Consider the following 14,452-nt stretch of genomic DNA (forward strand, 5'->3'; position numbering starts at 1 on the left):
CCAGTGACAGCACAGTAGACCTTCGGCGCTGTCACCGGCCTCTTCGCAGCACAAGGCTGCTCCTACAGGACGCAGATTACTTCTTGGCAGCCTGATACAGCGGCATCACCTTCGGAATCGCGGCCTGCAACGAGGCAATACGGCTTTCGGACGCCGGGTGAGTGCTCATGAACTCAGGCGGCGCGCCTTCGGAAGCCTTGCTCATCTTGTTCCACAAGGTGATCGCGGCATTCGGGTCGTAACCGGCACGTGCCGACAGCTCCAGGCCGATCAGGTCCGCCTCGTTCTCATTGGCACGGCTGTTGGGCAAGGTCATGGCGTAGTTCACCACGGTATCGGCCATGGCCATGCTGCTTTGTCCCAGGCCGAAGATGGCACCCGCACCCTGACGGGCCATTTCCACGCCATAGGCCTTGGACATGGCTTCGCGGCTGTGCTCACGCAGGGCGTGGGCGATCTCGTGACCGACCACCGCAGCAATCTCGGCATCGGTCAGCTTGAGTTGGTCGATCAGGCCGGTGTAAACGATGATCTTGCCGCCAGGGCCACAGTTGGCGTTGAGCTCGTCGCTCTTGATCACGTTGACTTCCCAGTTCCACTGGGCGGCATCCGGACGAAACTTCGGCGCCTGGGCGATCAACCGGTCAGCGATCACCTGCACGCGCTTGGCATCGGCACTGGACTTGTCCAGCACGCCCTTGTTCGACGCCTCACCTAGGGTCTGCTGATAGGACTGGGCGTACATCTGGTTGACCTCATCGGTCGAGAGCATGCTGAACATGTACTGCTTGCGCTCGACACCGACGGCTCCGCCGCTGGTGGTATTCACCGCCTGGCAGCCTGCCAGCAGGATACCGGCACTCAACACACTGACAACAAATGACTTACGCATGGAAACACTCCCTTTTACATGCGGCGTATCCTAGGCCTAGTCGCCTGGACCCGCCATAGCCGCAGGGAAGAATTTTACCGGCTGCACGGCCGCGCGTTCTGGCCGGGGTCAGGCCGGCGTCAGGCACTCCGGGGCATCCAGTTTCGGGTCATTGACGAAGTTTGCCAACGCCCGCTCACGCAGCGTAGCCGGGGGGCTGGCCAGCAGTTCCTGCAGGCGTGTGATCGGCGTATCAGAGTCCAGCCAGGCCGCCTGCCCCGCCTCGTCCAGAATCAACGGCCGGCGCTGGTTCATGGCTGCTTGGGTCACCACCGCGCAGCTCAGCCACACCTGGTCCTGCACCGGATAGGCCTCCCACACCGCCGCAAAATACAGTGACGACCCCTCCCCCGGGGTCAGCCAGTAGGGGCGTTTGCGCACCGTACCGCGCCATTCATAAAAGCCATTGGCCGGCATCAGGCAGCGGCGCTGGCGAAACGCTTCGCGGAACATCGGCTGTTCGGCAAGGGTTTCTGCTCGGGCATGGGCAGGCGTGCGGGAAAGGTCGGTGAGCCAGGCTGGCGTCAGGCCCCAGCGTGCCTTGGCCAAGCCAAGCTCGCCGTCGACCTGGCGCTGGATCAACACCGACGCACCGGGCGAGATATTCCATTGTGCCGGCTGGCCGACGGGGAAGCCCGGCAGACTGGCAAGGGCCTGGGGCCAGCGAAACAGGGCGTAACGTCCACACATGGGCGAATTTTTTACCTAGCAGATCAAGGTACCGGGATAGCTCTCCGGTTCGTCACCAACCAGTGGCTGGGCATCATTGTACGCATCGATCAGCTGCCGTGCGTACTCGGCCTGCTCGTCGGGCACGGCAAGCCCCAGCAAACCCTGCATCGGCAGCTCACCGGCAGCACCCACCAGGTCGCGGCCGACCAGGTGCACCGAGATGCCCTCACTGGCCAGCATGCCCACCAGCATTTCAGCCTCCAGCAGGCTTTCCGGTTCGTAGATCCGTTGCATCAGGCATCGTCCTCGCGTCTGACTTCGAGCATCCATTCGTCACCGTGCACCTGCAGGATGAACACCACTGGCTGGCAACAGACCTGGCAATCCTCGGTATAGACCTGGTCGCCACTGGAGATATCGACAGTGGTTTCCACCCGTTCGCCACAATACGGGCAATCATAGAAGTCAGTTTCCAGCATCGCGGCCTCCACGGTGACTTATGCGTATAATTGCCGGTCTGATTACAGGGCCTGTGCGTGTTCGAGCCGTTTTTCGAACCCCGTCCCTACCTATTACCCTAGCCGTTTCCAACAAGAGAGCATGATGGGCGAATTCGATGCCATCCGACCGTACGACGACGCTGAGGTCCCTGCCGTGTTGGCACGCCTGCTCAGCGACCCGGCATTCCTCGATATCCTCACCCACTTCCGCTTCCCGCGTGCTGCCGCCCCACTCGGCTGGCTGCTCAAGCCACTGATCGCCCGCCGCCTGCGCAAGGAATTCGCCGGCGTTACCTGCGTGTCGACCTTGCAGGACAAAGTCGAATACTACGTCGACCAGACCATCGAGCGCGCCACCGACGGCGTTACCTATTCGGGCGTCGAGCAACTCAAGGCTGGCACCGCGTACTTGTTCCTGGCCAACCACCGCGACATCGTCATGGACCCGGCCTTCGTCAACTACGCCGTGTACCACGCCGGCCTGCCGACCCCGCGCATCGCCATCGGTGACAACCTGCTGCAAAAACCCTTCGTCAGCGACATGATGCGCCTGAACAAGAGCTTCATTGTGCACCGCTCGCTCAGCGGTCGTCGCGAGAAGCTGGCGGCTTACCAACTGCTCTCGGCCTACATCAACCACTCGATCCGCAACGATGGCGCATCGATCTGGATCGCCCAGGCCGAAGGCCGCGCCAAGGACGGCGACGACCGTACCGACTCGGCGATCCTCAAGATGTTCCACATGAGCCGCAAGGACGAGCCGTTCGGCGCGGTCATTCAGAGCCTGAACCTGACGCCGGTTTCGATCAGCTACGAGTACGACCCCTGCGACCAGGCCAAGGCCCGCGAGCTGTACATCCGCGCCACCACCGGCACCTACAAGAAGGCGCCGGGCGAGGACGACAACAGCATCGCCAAGGGCATCACCGGCTACAAAGGCCGAGTGCACATCAACTTTGCCGCGCCGGTGACCGAGTACTTCGAGGACACCAAGCAGCTGGCAGCCGAAATCGACCGGCAGGTCCTCGGTGGCTACCGGTTGTTCCCGGTGCACTACCTGGCCTACGCGATGTGGGACGAGAAGGATGAGGCACTGCAAGTGCCGAGCGCCGAGAAGGTGTTCCCAGGCGAAGAGCTGGCGCGTGCCAAGGAAGAATGGCAGCGTCGCTTGGAAGCTTGCCCTGAAGAACAGCGGCCGTACCTGGTGTTGCAATACGCGACGCCGGTGCGCAACCAGTACCAGGTCAAGCAGCAAACGCCAGTTGCCTGATCAACCCGGGGCTGCTTTGCAGCCCCAAGGTTTTACACCCAGGTACTGAACCAGGACAGCAGCAGCGCCATGGCCAGGCACGAAAAACCGAGAATATAGAAGTAACGCGGCACCCTCAGGTCAAACGCATCCACCACCCCCTCATCCACCGCCAGGCTTTCCCGCGTGACAGCCTCGCGCCGCCGTGCGCTGTGCAGCAGCATCCCGCCGGGGCACGTCATCAGCAACGCCAGCAGGTTGATCAGCTTGGTCGGATGGGCGGCCAGAAACCCCCAGAGCACTTGCAACGACATTACACAACCTCGGTTTGAAGGACGGCAAAGGCCGGCATTCTACCCAAGTCCGGCGTGGGCGCTCGGGCTCGGCGACAAAGTGTCACTAAATTTCATCTGTCACAGGTTCGTCATCAGAACAGGCCACTCTGTCGGCCTTTTCCCGATCCGGAGCTCGTTCATGCTGCACGCCGAAAACCAGGACCGCCTCTATCTCGTAGCCCAGAGCGACGAACAGCAGGCGTTGATCGACGGTTTTGCCATCAATGTGCAGGACCGCCAGTGGCTGGTCTATTGCGCGCTGGGTGGGCACGCGCATCAGGACTTGCCGGAGGTGGATGTGGCCACCGGTTTCAGCCTGCTGGACTTCCATATCCAGGCGGCCTGAAGCCCCCCCAAAAAAACAAACCCGCTGCCTGTCAGCCAGGCAGCGGGTTTGTTTTAGCAGGGCTGAACGCTTATTCGCCCAGTACTTGCCCGATGGTCGGGTCTTTGAACAGGCGGGTCAGGGCGTCGCTCAGCACGTCGCTGACCAGCTTGGTGTTGGTTTCCTGGTTCGGCGCCATGCCGAAACGCTGGTCCAGCGAAGCACCGTAACGGCCGCTGTAACGGCGGTTGGCGTTGGCCACGTCGGCACGGAAGGTGGCACCGATGGTGGCCTCGGTCACGTACAGGTTGTCCTTGGGCGACTGGTACTTAAGCTCGGCCAGGGTCACGGTCAACTGCGGGGCATTGTAGGCATTCGCCGTCGGGGTGAAACCGAGCAGGCGCAAAGCGGCTTCGGCCTGGGCCTGCAGCTTGGGCAGCACATCATTGCCACTGACACTGATGGTGCTGGTCTCGGGGTACATGCCACCGCGCGTGCCCAGGGACTGCGAAGCCCGGCCATCAACCACTTTGACCACCACCGGCTGACCGTGGCCGACAGGTGCGAGCTGGGCGGTGAGCTTGGGTTGCGGGCTGAGTTGTTGCGGGCTGTGGGCACATCCGACCAGGCTGAGGCTGGCCACCGCGATCAAACCGAACAACAGACGTTGCAACATGCGCGTTTCTCCAGAAAATGCGGCTAAGGCGCACAGTATACCTAGCGGCAACCTACAAGCGGCAAGCCACAAGAAAAAGCAGTACGCAGCGGTAGCCGGCTTTATATTGCCGGTTGCAGCCAGCCGCCCACTGCCCGCCAGCGCCCGGGTTTGCGCCCGCGCAAACACCCGTTGGCATCAACACAGCCTGCTGGCCTGACAAACGCTGCAATAAAAACCACGAATAACGACCTTTCTGCCTTCGACATCGCTATAATCTCCCCCCGATTATAAGGACGTCTCCTGATCGGGCCCCGCATTTGCCGCTTGACCCCGGCACCTTCACCGCTTCGCCCACAGAGAGCCTTCCACTCAGGTCTTGCATCGGCTGTCGTGCCTGCTTTTCCGGCCCTTCGCACTGCATGAACCTGTGGGTTGCCATCGCGCAGTCCCCTTTTGAGGTTCACGTCTCCAAAAGAGCGTGAAAAAACGGTTTTCACAACTTCACGAGAGTGTGGCGAGCAAATGAACAGTCTGGCATGTGCAAAAGCGGCAGATGTGTCCCGAACAGCCCTGAACAGGCGGCAACTGCGCTCATCCCGGATGAGTGTCTGAGGCCGTTCCATAACGCACGCACGACACCTTGACCATAAGTCGAATTGCCGCACCCGTGGCAATCGGGGTTCAATACCCGAACCCGAAGACTGATTGGCGGTGTCCGCGGAAGTTGCAAGAACTGCGAAAAGTCGGACATGGCGATCCTGGCGAACCCAGGGATCCTATGCTGTCAATTAGGTAGCTGTAGATTGTGGAGACGCGTTAAATGGCGCAGAACGAATCGGTTGATGTAGTACTGGTAGGCGCGGGCATCATGAGTGCCACCCTGGCCGTACTGCTCAAGGAGCTCGACCCGACCCTCAAGCTGGAGGTCGTCGAGGCGATGGACTCCGGGGCCGCGGAAAGCTCCAACCCCTGGAACAACGCAGGTACCGGCCACGCTGGCCTGTGCGAGCTTAACTACACGCCCCAGGCCGCCGATGGCAGCATCGACATCAAGAAGGCCGTGCACATCAATACCCAGTTCGAGGTCTCGCGCCAGTTCTGGGCTTACCTGAGCAAGAAGGGTAACTTCGGCTCGGCGCGTGCCTTCATCAACCCTGTCCCGCACCTGAGCTACGTCGAAGGTGACAAGGGTGTTTCCTTCCTCAAGAAGCGCTTCGAGCTGCTCAAGCAGCATCACGCCTTCTCCGAGATGGAATACACCGAAGACAAGGCCGTGATGAGCGATTGGATGCCGTTGATGATGCCCGGCCGCCCGGCCGACCAGCACATCGCCGCCACCCGCGTGGCGAAAGGCACCGACGTCAACTTCGGCGCACTGACCAACAAGCTGCTCAAGCTGCTGGGCGACTCGCCCGACGCGCAGGTCAAGTACAGCAAGAAAGTCGTCGGCCTGCGCCGTAACGGCAACGGCTGGACCGTGAGCATCAAGGACGTCAACAGCGGCGGCAGCCGTGAAGTCGACGCGCGCTTCGTGTTCCTCGGTGCCGGTGGCGCGGCCCTGCCGCTGCTGCAACTGTCGGGCATCCCCGAGAGCAAAGGCTTCGGCGGCTTCCCGGTCAGCGGCCAGTGGCTGCGTTGCGACAACCCGGAAATCGTCAAACAGCACCAGGCCAAGGTTTACAGCCAGGCTGCGGTCGGCGCGCCACCGATGTCGGTGCCGCACCTGGACACCCGCGTGGTAGACGGCAAGACCTCGCTGCTGTTCGGCCCGTACGCAGGCTTTACCACCAAGTTCCTCAAGCATGGTTCGCTGATGGACCTGCCACTGTCGGTGCGCATGGGCAACATCGGCCCGATGCTGGCCGTGGCCCGCGACAATATGGACCTGACCAAGTACCTGGTCAGCGAAGTGATGCAGTCGATGGAACAGCGCCTGGAATCGCTGCGCCGCTTCTACCCGCAAGCCAAAGCCGAAGACTGGCGCCTGGAAGTGGCCGGCCAACGTGTGCAAATCATCAAGAAAGACCCGAAAAAGGGCGGCATTCTGCAGTTCGGTACCGAGCTGGTCTCGGCCCAGGACGGCAGCCTGGCCGCTCTGCTCGGCGCATCGCCGGGCGCTTCGGTAACCGTTTCGATCATGCTGGAACTGATCGAGCGTTGCTTCCCCGAGCAGGCCAAAGGTGCCTGGGCTGCCAAGCTCAAGGAAATCTTCCCCGCTCGCGAGAAGGTCCTGGCAACCGATGCCGCGCTGTACAACAAGATCAGTGCCGACAACGATGCCGCGTTGGAACTGGTGGAAGACAGCCCGGCCAAGCATTACGCCTGAGCTGGCTGAAACGAAAAAACGCCCCTCGGGGCGTTTTTTTGTGCCTGCGTTTTGGCCTGTGCCGGTCTCTTCATGGGCAAGCCCACAGGTTTTTCACAGATCTTGAGAGCGGTGCAATACCTGTGGGAGCGGGCTTGCCCGCGAAGAGGCCAGTACAGGCTTAACAATCAGCCGCGGGCTTTATCGATGATCTCGATGTACTCAGGGGCATTGCGCTGGTCGGCGATCTGTTCGACGAAGGTCTTGCCGTGCTCGTCCTTGCCATCCAGGTCCAGGCCCGCTTCGACGAAGAAGCCGACGAAACGCTCGAAGTCGTCGACACGCAGGCCACGGTAAGCCTTGACCAGCTTGTGCAGCGACGGCGAAGTCACACCATCGGCCGGCTCGAACTGAAGGAACGACTTGATGTAGTCGTCGCTGATTTCGTCACCGATTACCTGTTTCTTGTCTTTACGCATTGCCGACTCCAACTGGACCATCACGGAATTTCGAAGGCCGGCAGTTTACCCCCCGCAGGGCGCGCGCCTCAACGCGTACGTACGGTGCCGGTGTGCAGGTCGGCCCAGATATGGCCGTTGCCGTAGGTCAGAAACTGCACGTAGAGCGTTTCGTTGCGCAGCAGGTCCATGATCACGCGGTAATCGCTGACCGGGTAGTTGAGGCTCAAGGTGCGAGTTTTCTCGTCATAGACGGGCTTTTTCAAGCTTTTGCCGGCTTCACCATCAAAGGTCAGCAGCACCTGGGCGATGGTGGCGCCCTTGCTCAGCGGCTTGCCCTTGAGGCGCATTTGCAACGATGCGGTGATGGGGATTGGTTGCTGGTCGGACTGGCGCTGGGCACCGACCACCACTGCATAATCGGTCACTTGCAGCAGTTGCTGACCGGTCGGCGCTTCCTGGCGCAGGGACAGGTCGTCAGGCGGCAGAAACTGGCTGTGCAGCGGGGCGGCACAGATCGGCAGGCTGACCGCCAGCAGGAGGGGAAGAATCGCACGCATGTGAGGCTCCTTGGCTTGAACAGGCACTCTAGCATGCTGTGTTCAGCCTGTACCGGGAGCCCGCGATCAATCGAACTGGGCGCGCATCCAGGCCTGGTACTCGGCCACGCCGGCCTCGCCTTCACGCGGCGCCCAGTGGGCATGCTCGCCCTCGCCCACTGGCCGGTACGGCCCGGCCTTGCACTCGAAAAGGATGCTGTCCGGCTCCAGTACCACCAACCCGTGGTAGGTACCGGGCGCCAGGTCTACACCCAGGCAGTCGCCGCCGGCCTGCAGCACCCGCTTTTCAGTCACCGCACCGTGCTCATCGAAAATCAGCAGGCCAAGGCACCCCTTGAGCACGATCAGTGCTTCGGCCTTGTCGTCGCTCAGGTGCCGATGGGGTGGGATGTAGGTCGTCGGCTGCAGCCCGACTGCCATGCGGTGGCAAGGCTCATCCATCTCATGGAAGTTATGGTGCTGCCGCCCGCGAGGGTTGGCGGCAGCCTTCTGCGCCAGCTCGGCGAACAGCGATTGGTCGATGAACGCAGGCTGGCGCATGGTTACAGCCCCTTGACGGCGAAGATGCCGTTAGCGTTACGCCAGTAGCCTTTGTAGTCCATGCCATAGCCGAAGATGTAGCGATCGACGCAGGGCAGGCCGACGTAGTTGGCTTTAAGGTCTGGGCTGGCTTTGCGGTCGTGGTCCTTGTCGATCAGCACCGCGGTGTGCACCGAGCGCGCACCGGCGTGCTTGCAGAACTCGATGATGGCGCTGAGGGTGTGGCCTTCGTCGAGGATGTCGTCGACGATCAGCACGTCACGGTCGATGAACGAGACTTCTGGCTTGGCTTTCCAGAACAACTCGCCGCCGCTGGTCTGGTTGCGGTAGCGGGTGGCGTGCAAGTACGACGCTTCCAGCGGGAACTGCAGGTGGGTCAGCAGCTTGCCCGAGAAGATAAGGCCGCCGTTCATCACGCAGAAGACCACCGGGTTCTTGTCGTGCAGGTCTTTGCAGATCTGCTCGCCGACCTTGGCGATGGCCGCTTCGACTTCGGCTTCGGTGTACAGACAGTCTGCTTCGCGCATGACTTGACGGATGTGCTCGAGATCGGCGGGCATTGCGCTCTCCAGGGGGGGTATTTTGGAAAAGCGGGCAAAGGTACGCATCCGCTCGCCACAGATCAAGCATTTATGGACTAACGTCCAAAAGGACTACACGACAGCACAGGCTGAATAGATTAATCTAGCGCGGTTTTTTTGCCCGCCTTTCGGAGCCCCCCCTATGCCCACTCGTGAGATCCGCCATCCGCTGATCCGCCACAAGCTCGGCCTCATGCGCCGTGCCGACATCAGCACCAAGAATTTTCGCGAACTTGCCCAGGAAGTCGGCGCGCTTCTGACCTATGAAGCCACCCAGGACCTGCCACTGGAAACCTACGAGATCGACGGGTGGTGTGGCAAGGTGCAGGTCGAAAAAATCGCCGGCAAAAAGATTACCGTCGTCCCGATCCTGCGCGCCGGCATCGGCATGCTCGACGGCGTGCTCAGCCTGATTCCGGGTGCCAAGGTCAGTGCCGTCGGCGTCGCGCGCAACGAAGAAACCCTCGAAGCTCACACCTACCTGGAAAAGCTCGCGCCGGACATCAACCAGCGCCTGGCCCTGATCATCGACCCGATGCTGGCCACCGGCGCCTCGATGGTCGCCACCATCGACCTGCTGAAAAAAGCGGGCTGCAAAGAGATTCGCGCCATGGTGCTGGTCGCCGCACCCGAAGGCATCAATGTGGTGGAAAAAGCCCACCCGGATGTACAGATCTACACCGCTTCGATCGACCAGCGCCTGAACGAGCATGGCTACATCGTGCCAGGCCTGGGTGATGCCGGCGACAAGATCTTCGGCACCAAGCAAAAGGACGCCTGACCATGCAGGACGGCTTCAACGACCCGCTTTGGCGCCAGGTCGTTTCGGGCGCGCAGATGCTCTTCGTGGCATTTGGCGCGCTGGTGCTGATGCCACTGATCACCGGCCTCGACCCGAACGTCGCGCTGTTCACCGCCGGTATCGGCACGCTGCTGTTCCAGCTGGTCACCGGCCGTCAGGTCCCGGTGTTCCTGGCATCCAGCTTTGCCTTCATCACCCCGATCATCCTTGCCAAGGGCCAGTTCGGCCTGGCCGAAACCATGGGCGGCGTAATGGCCGCAGGCTTCGTCTACACCTTCATGGGGCTGATGGTAAAAATCAAAGGCACCGGTTTCATCGACCGCATGCTGCCGCCTGTGGTGATTGGCCCAGTGATCATCTCGATTGGCCTGGCCATGGCGCCCATCGCTGCCAACATGGCCATGGGCAAGGGCGGTGACGGTGCTGCGCTGATGCCTTACAAGACCGCCATGCTGATCTCGATGCCGGCACTGCTGACTACCTTGATCGTCGCAGTTTTCGGCAAGGGTATCTTCCGCCTGGTGCCGATCATCTCCGGCGTACTGGTGGGCTTTGCCCTGGCGTTTGCCTTTGGCGTGGTCGACACGGCCAAGATTGCCGCTGCACCGTGGTTGGAGATCCCCAACTTCACCGCGCCGGCGTTCAACTGGCAGGCCATCCTGTTCATCGTGCCGGTAGCCCTGGCACCGGCGATCGAGCACATCGGTGGGGTGATTGCGGTGGGCAGCGTCACCGGACGCGACTACCTGAAAAAGCCTGGCTTGCACCGCACCCTGCTGGGTGACGGCCTGGCGACCACGGCTGCCGGCCTGTTCGGTGGCCCACCCAACACCACCTACGCCGAAGTGACCGGCGCGGTGATGCTGACCAAGAACTACAACCCGAAGATCATGACCTGGGCGGCGGTGTTTGCTATTACCCTGGCCTTCATCGGCAAGTTCGGCGCGCTGCTGCAGAGCATTCCGGTACCGGTCATGGGCGGCATTCTGTGCCTGCTGTTCGGCTCGATTGCGGCGGTGGGCATGAACACCATGATCCGCCACAAGATCGATCTGGCCGAGGCGCGCAACCTGGTGATCGTTTCGGTGACCCTGGTGTTCGGTATTGGCGGCGTGTTGATCGGCAGCGGTGACGGCCCGGACGATTGGGGCCTGAAGGGCATCGCCCTGTGCGCCGTGGTGGCCATTGCCCTGAACCTGATCCTGCCGGGCAATGATGGCTGGAAGAACAAGAAGCTGGATGATCAGCTGCCTTGAGTGACACGGGCTCCTGCCGCAAAACGCCTCTTCTGTAGAAGCAGCCTAGTGCTGCGAACAGCCCGGTGACAACACATCAATCTTCTGTGTCATCACCGGCCTCTTTGCAGCACAAGGCCGCCCCCACAAGGGCGGACTCATTCAGGCCTTTTCGCACATCCCCGCCAGCACCTTCACCCACTCTGGGTGATCATTCAGGCACGGCACCAGCAGCAATTCCTCGCCCCCGGCTTCGATGAACTGTTCTTTGCCGCGATCGCCGATCTCTTCCAGCGTCTCGATGCAATCGGCAACGAACGCCGGGCACATCACCAGCAGCTTCTTCACCCCCGCCTTGGCCAACTCGTCCAGCCGCGTCTCGGTATAGGGTTCGATCCACTTGGCGCGCCCCAGGCGCGACTGGAACGACACTGACCACTTGCCATCCGGTATGCCCATTTTCTGCGCAAAGGCCTTGGCCGTGGCCAAACACTGCCCGCGATAACACACGGCGCGCATTTCGGCACTGGCGTCCTTGCAGCAATCGGCCGCCTGAAAATCATGCTTACCGGTGGGGTCGAGCTTTTTCAGATGCCGCTCCGGCAGCCCATGAAAACTCAGCAACAGGTGGTCGTAATCCTGCTGCAGGTAAGGCTTGGCGCTGGCCACCAACGCCTCGATGTACTCGGGATGGTCGTAGAACGGCTGCAGCACGCGCATCTGCAACGGCAACTGGCGCTCGCTGACCGTCTGTTTGGCCAACGCCACCACAGTGGTCACCGTACTGTCGGCGAACTGTGGATAAAGCGGTGCCAAGGTGACCTTGCGCACGCCCTGAGCTGCCAGGCGCTCCAGCACTTCGGGCAACGCCGGCTGGCCGTAGCGCATGGCGATTGCCACCGGGCCATGGGGCCAGTGCTCGACCATCGCCGCCTGCAGGCGGCGGGTCAGCACCACCAGTGGCGAGCCTTCGTCCCACCAGATCGACGCGTAGGCGTGCGCAGACTGTTCCGGGCGCTTGATCAGAATCAACGACACCAGCAAGCGCCGCACCGGCCAAGGCAGGTCGATCACATACGGGTCCATCAGGAACTGGTTGAGGTAACGGCGCACATCGGCCACCGAAGTGGAGGCCGGGGACCCCAGGTTAACCAGCAGCAGGGCGTGATCGGTCATGCAGCGTCCTATGTCAGAGGCGGCTGGACAAGTCGTCCAGGGCCGATTGCAGATCGTTGAAACGGAAAGTGAAACCTGCCGCCAGCAAGCGCACCGGGCGCGCCCGCTGGCCGCCGAGCAGCAGCGTCGACAGCTCGCCGAGCCCTGCCTTCAGCAAAAGCGCAGGCACAGGCAGCAGCGCTGGCCGGTGCATCGCACGGCCCAGCCGCCTGGCGAACTCACGGTTGCGCACAGGCTCTGGGGCGCAGGCATTATAAGGACCGCTGGTGTCCTTATGCTGCAAGAGAAAATCAATCAGGGCGACCTGGTCGTCTATATGGATCCACGGCATCCACTGCCGACCATCGCCCAACGGCCCGCCCAGCCCGAGCTTGAAAGGCAACCGTAGGCGCGACAAAAAGCCGCCATCGCTGGCCAGTACCAACCCGGTGCGCACCAACACCACGCGGATGCCTTGAGCTTGCGAACGCTGGGCTGTTTCTTCCCAGGCGATACACAACTGGCTGGCAAAATCTTCGCGCACCGGCTGGGACGCCTCGGTGAGTTCACGCTCACCGCCGTCCCCATACCAACCCACCGCAGAACCAGAAATCAGCACCTCAGGGCGCTGCTCACGCGCACCCAGCCACGCCAGCAGTTGCTCGGTGAGGGTGATACGGCTGGCCCACAACAGGTTGCGCCGGGCTCCGGTCCAAGGCCGGTCGGCGATCGGCGCACCCGCCAGGTTGATGACCGCGTCGAGGTGATCGTCCGCTTGCAGTTCGTCCAACTGGGCGATACCGCGCACCCCGCTACCGCACAGTTTGGGCACCTGCTCCGGTCGGCGGCTCCAGACCGTGAGGCGATGGCCCTGGCCGAGCCAGAACTGGCACAGATGCTGGCCAATCAAGCCAGTGCCGCCTGTCAGCAATATATGCATGGCTGTGTCCTCGCAGAATGCGGCTGTGGTCTATTTTTAAGATCAAGGCACTTTTTTGACCCGACGCTCTCGGATAAACATAGGCCAACCTGCTCTATAAAGCGGAATAACCTTATACAAAAGTTGTGCATTGTACAGGTTTGCCTGACAGCGTAGTCTGCTCACAGCAAGGTTTGAAGAGGCCATCATGACAGTACCTATTGCCATCATCGGTGCCGGTATCGCCGGTCTGTCCGCCGCCCAGGCGCTGCAAAAGGCCGGGCAATCCGTGCACCTGTTCGACAAAGGCCACGGCAGTGGCGGGCGCATGGCCAGCAAGCGCAGCGACGCTGGCGCGCTGGACCTGGGCGCCCAGTACTTCACTGCCCGTGATCGGCGCTTCGTCGAACAGGTCCAGCAATGGGTAGCCGCCGGTTGGGCCGAGCAGTGGAAGCCGCAGCTGTACAACTACCGCGATGGCGAACTCACCCCCTCCCCAGACGAGCAAACACGCTGGGTCGGCGTGCCCCGCATGAGCGCCATTACCCGTGGCCTGCTCAAGGATGTGACCGTCAACTTTGGCTGCCGCATTGCTGAAGTGTTCCGCGGCAAACAGTACTGGCACCTGCAAGACACCGAAGGCTGCAGCCACGGCCCATTCAGCCGCGTGGTAATCGCCGTGCCGGCGCCACAGGCCACGCCGCTGCTGGCCTCGACCCCCAAACTCGCTGCGGTGGCCGCAGGCGTGCAGATGGAGCCCACCTGGGCGGTTGCCCTGGGCTTCCAGACCCCATTGGACACCCCGATGCAAGGCTGCTTCGTGCAGGACAACCCGCTCGACTGGCTGGCCCGCAACCGCAGCAAGCCAGGGCGGGACGAGCACCTCGATACCTGGGTGCTGCATGCCACGTCGAACTGGAGCCGGCAGCACATCGACCTGTCGAAGGAAGAGGTGATCGAGCAGTTGTGGGGCGAGTTCGCCGAACTGGTCGGCTGCGTGGTACCGGCCCCCACCTTCGCCCTCGCCCACCGCTGGTTGTATGCACGCCCCACCAGCAACCACGAGTGGGGCGCCTTGGCCGATGCCGATCAAGGCCTGTATGCCTGTGGCGACTGGTGCTTGTCCGGGCGGGTCGAAGGCGCGTGGCTGAGCGGCCAGGAAGCGGCCCGACGGCTGCTGGAACACCTCGACTGAGCGGGCGCTGAAGCTGTACAAAAAAACTTGTT

18 protein-coding genes are annotated in these 14,452 nt (G+C 61.9%); 6 read left to right on the forward strand and 12 right to left on the reverse strand.

The annotated features are described in order from the left end of the window. Positions 1-76: 76 nt before the first annotated feature. The 4 genes from D886_RS0113550 to D886_RS0113565 form a co-directional block, all read right to left on the reverse strand. Complete coding sequence (locus D886_RS0113550) at positions 77-892, reverse strand: M48 family metallopeptidase (RefSeq protein WP_027594449.1); 816 nt, start codon at positions 890-892, stop codon at positions 77-79. A gap of 108 nt (positions 893-1,000) precedes the next feature. Then, positions 1,001-1,621 carry an SOS response-associated peptidase gene (locus D886_RS0113555; RefSeq protein ID WP_027594450.1) on the reverse strand — a complete coding sequence of 207 codons (621 nt, stop codon included), beginning with the start codon at positions 1,619-1,621 and terminating at the stop codon, positions 1,001-1,003. 15 nt (positions 1,622-1,636) lie between these two features. Further along, on the reverse strand, positions 1,637-1,897 hold the full coding sequence (locus tag D886_RS0113560) for a putative signal transducing protein (RefSeq protein WP_027594451.1): 261 nt from the start codon (positions 1,895-1,897) through the stop codon (positions 1,637-1,639). Continuing rightward, the gene (locus tag D886_RS0113565; RefSeq protein ID WP_027594452.1) at positions 1,897-2,082 is read right to left on the reverse strand and encodes a CPXCG motif-containing cysteine-rich protein; all 186 of its coding nucleotides are present in this window, start codon (positions 2,080-2,082) and stop codon (positions 1,897-1,899) included. The genes D886_RS0113560 and D886_RS0113565 overlap by 1 nt, the downstream gene beginning before the upstream one ends. A 121-nt stretch (positions 2,083-2,203) precedes the next feature. On the opposite strand from D886_RS0113565, the gene D886_RS0113570 reads away from it, so the two are divergent. Then, positions 2,204-3,373: a 1-acyl-sn-glycerol-3-phosphate acyltransferase gene (locus D886_RS0113570; protein ID WP_033694199.1), complete on the forward strand. Its 1,170-nt coding sequence runs from the start codon at positions 2,204-2,206 to the stop codon at positions 3,371-3,373. Between the two features lie 32 nt (positions 3,374-3,405). On the opposite strand, the gene D886_RS0113575 is transcribed toward D886_RS0113570, so the two are convergent. Further along, the gene (locus tag D886_RS0113575) at positions 3,406-3,666 is read right to left on the reverse strand and encodes a hypothetical protein (RefSeq protein ID WP_027594454.1); all 261 of its coding nucleotides are present in this window, start codon (positions 3,664-3,666) and stop codon (positions 3,406-3,408) included. A 160-nt stretch (positions 3,667-3,826) separates the two neighbouring features. On the opposite strand from D886_RS0113575, the gene D886_RS0113580 reads away from it, so the two are divergent. Further along, complete coding sequence (locus tag D886_RS0113580; RefSeq protein WP_027594455.1) at positions 3,827-4,033, forward strand: hypothetical protein; 207 nt, start codon at positions 3,827-3,829, stop codon at positions 4,031-4,033. 70 nt (positions 4,034-4,103) lie between these two features. On the opposite strand, the gene D886_RS0113585 is transcribed toward D886_RS0113580, so the two are convergent. After that, positions 4,104-4,688, reverse strand: a complete 585-nt coding sequence (locus D886_RS0113585) for a YajG family lipoprotein (RefSeq protein WP_027594456.1) — start codon at positions 4,686-4,688, stop codon at positions 4,104-4,106. Positions 4,689-5,490: 802 nt separating this feature from the next. Here D886_RS0113585 and mqo point away from each other — a divergent pair. After that, positions 5,491-6,996: a malate dehydrogenase (quinone) gene (gene mqo / locus D886_RS0113590; RefSeq protein ID WP_027594457.1), complete on the forward strand. Its 1,506-nt coding sequence runs from the start codon at positions 5,491-5,493 to the stop codon at positions 6,994-6,996. Between the two features lie 167 nt (positions 6,997-7,163). Here the strand turns inward: mqo and D886_RS0113595 are convergent, their stop codons facing one another. From D886_RS0113595 to D886_RS0113610, 4 genes are all read right to left on the reverse strand, one after another. After that, positions 7,164-7,454, reverse strand: a complete 291-nt coding sequence (locus tag D886_RS0113595) for a PA4642 family protein (RefSeq protein WP_003247360.1) — start codon at positions 7,452-7,454, stop codon at positions 7,164-7,166. 68 nt (positions 7,455-7,522) lie between these two features. Further along, entirely contained in the window at positions 7,523-7,993 is a 471-nt protein-coding gene (locus tag D886_RS0113600; protein WP_027594458.1) for a hypothetical protein, read from the reverse strand. A 66-nt stretch (positions 7,994-8,059) separates the two neighbouring features. Next, positions 8,060-8,533 carry a WbuC family cupin fold metalloprotein gene (locus D886_RS0113605; RefSeq protein WP_027594459.1) on the reverse strand — a complete coding sequence of 158 codons (474 nt, stop codon included), beginning with the start codon at positions 8,531-8,533 and terminating at the stop codon, positions 8,060-8,062. Positions 8,534-8,535: 2 nt separating this feature from the next. Continuing rightward, positions 8,536-9,093, reverse strand: a complete 558-nt coding sequence (locus tag D886_RS0113610) for a hypoxanthine-guanine phosphoribosyltransferase (protein WP_027594460.1) — start codon at positions 9,091-9,093, stop codon at positions 8,536-8,538. Positions 9,094-9,256: 163 nt separating this feature from the next. Between D886_RS0113610 and upp the strand changes: the two genes are divergently transcribed. Together upp and D886_RS0113620 are read left to right on the forward strand one after the other, a co-directional pair. Further along, positions 9,257-9,895 carry a uracil phosphoribosyltransferase gene (upp, locus tag D886_RS0113615; RefSeq protein ID WP_027594461.1) on the forward strand — a complete coding sequence of 213 codons (639 nt, stop codon included), beginning with the start codon at positions 9,257-9,259 and terminating at the stop codon, positions 9,893-9,895. Positions 9,896-9,897: 2 nt separating this feature from the next. After that, the gene (locus tag D886_RS0113620) at positions 9,898-11,172 is read left to right on the forward strand and encodes a uracil-xanthine permease family protein (protein ID WP_027594462.1); all 1,275 of its coding nucleotides are present in this window, start codon (positions 9,898-9,900) and stop codon (positions 11,170-11,172) included. A gap of 141 nt (positions 11,173-11,313) precedes the next feature. On the opposite strand, the gene hemH is transcribed toward D886_RS0113620, so the two are convergent. Further along, positions 11,314-12,327 carry a ferrochelatase gene (hemH, locus tag D886_RS0113625; RefSeq protein WP_027594463.1) on the reverse strand — a complete coding sequence of 338 codons (1,014 nt, stop codon included), beginning with the start codon at positions 12,325-12,327 and terminating at the stop codon, positions 11,314-11,316. Positions 12,328-12,340: 13 nt separating this feature from the next. Then, positions 12,341-13,246 carry a TIGR01777 family oxidoreductase gene (locus D886_RS0113630; protein WP_027594464.1) on the reverse strand — a complete coding sequence of 302 codons (906 nt, stop codon included), beginning with the start codon at positions 13,244-13,246 and terminating at the stop codon, positions 12,341-12,343. 187 nt (positions 13,247-13,433) lie between these two features. Here D886_RS0113630 and D886_RS0113635 point away from each other — a divergent pair, with 187 nt between their 5' ends. Further along, entirely contained in the window at positions 13,434-14,420 is a 987-nt protein-coding gene (locus tag D886_RS0113635) for an NAD(P)/FAD-dependent oxidoreductase (protein ID WP_027594465.1), read from the forward strand. Positions 14,421-14,452 lie beyond the last annotated feature (32 nt).

It is taken from the genome of Pseudomonas sp. LAIL14HWK12:I7 (genome assembly GCF_000483465.1).
Taxonomy (GTDB): domain Bacteria; phylum Pseudomonadota; class Gammaproteobacteria; order Pseudomonadales; family Pseudomonadaceae; genus Aquipseudomonas; species Aquipseudomonas kermanshahensis.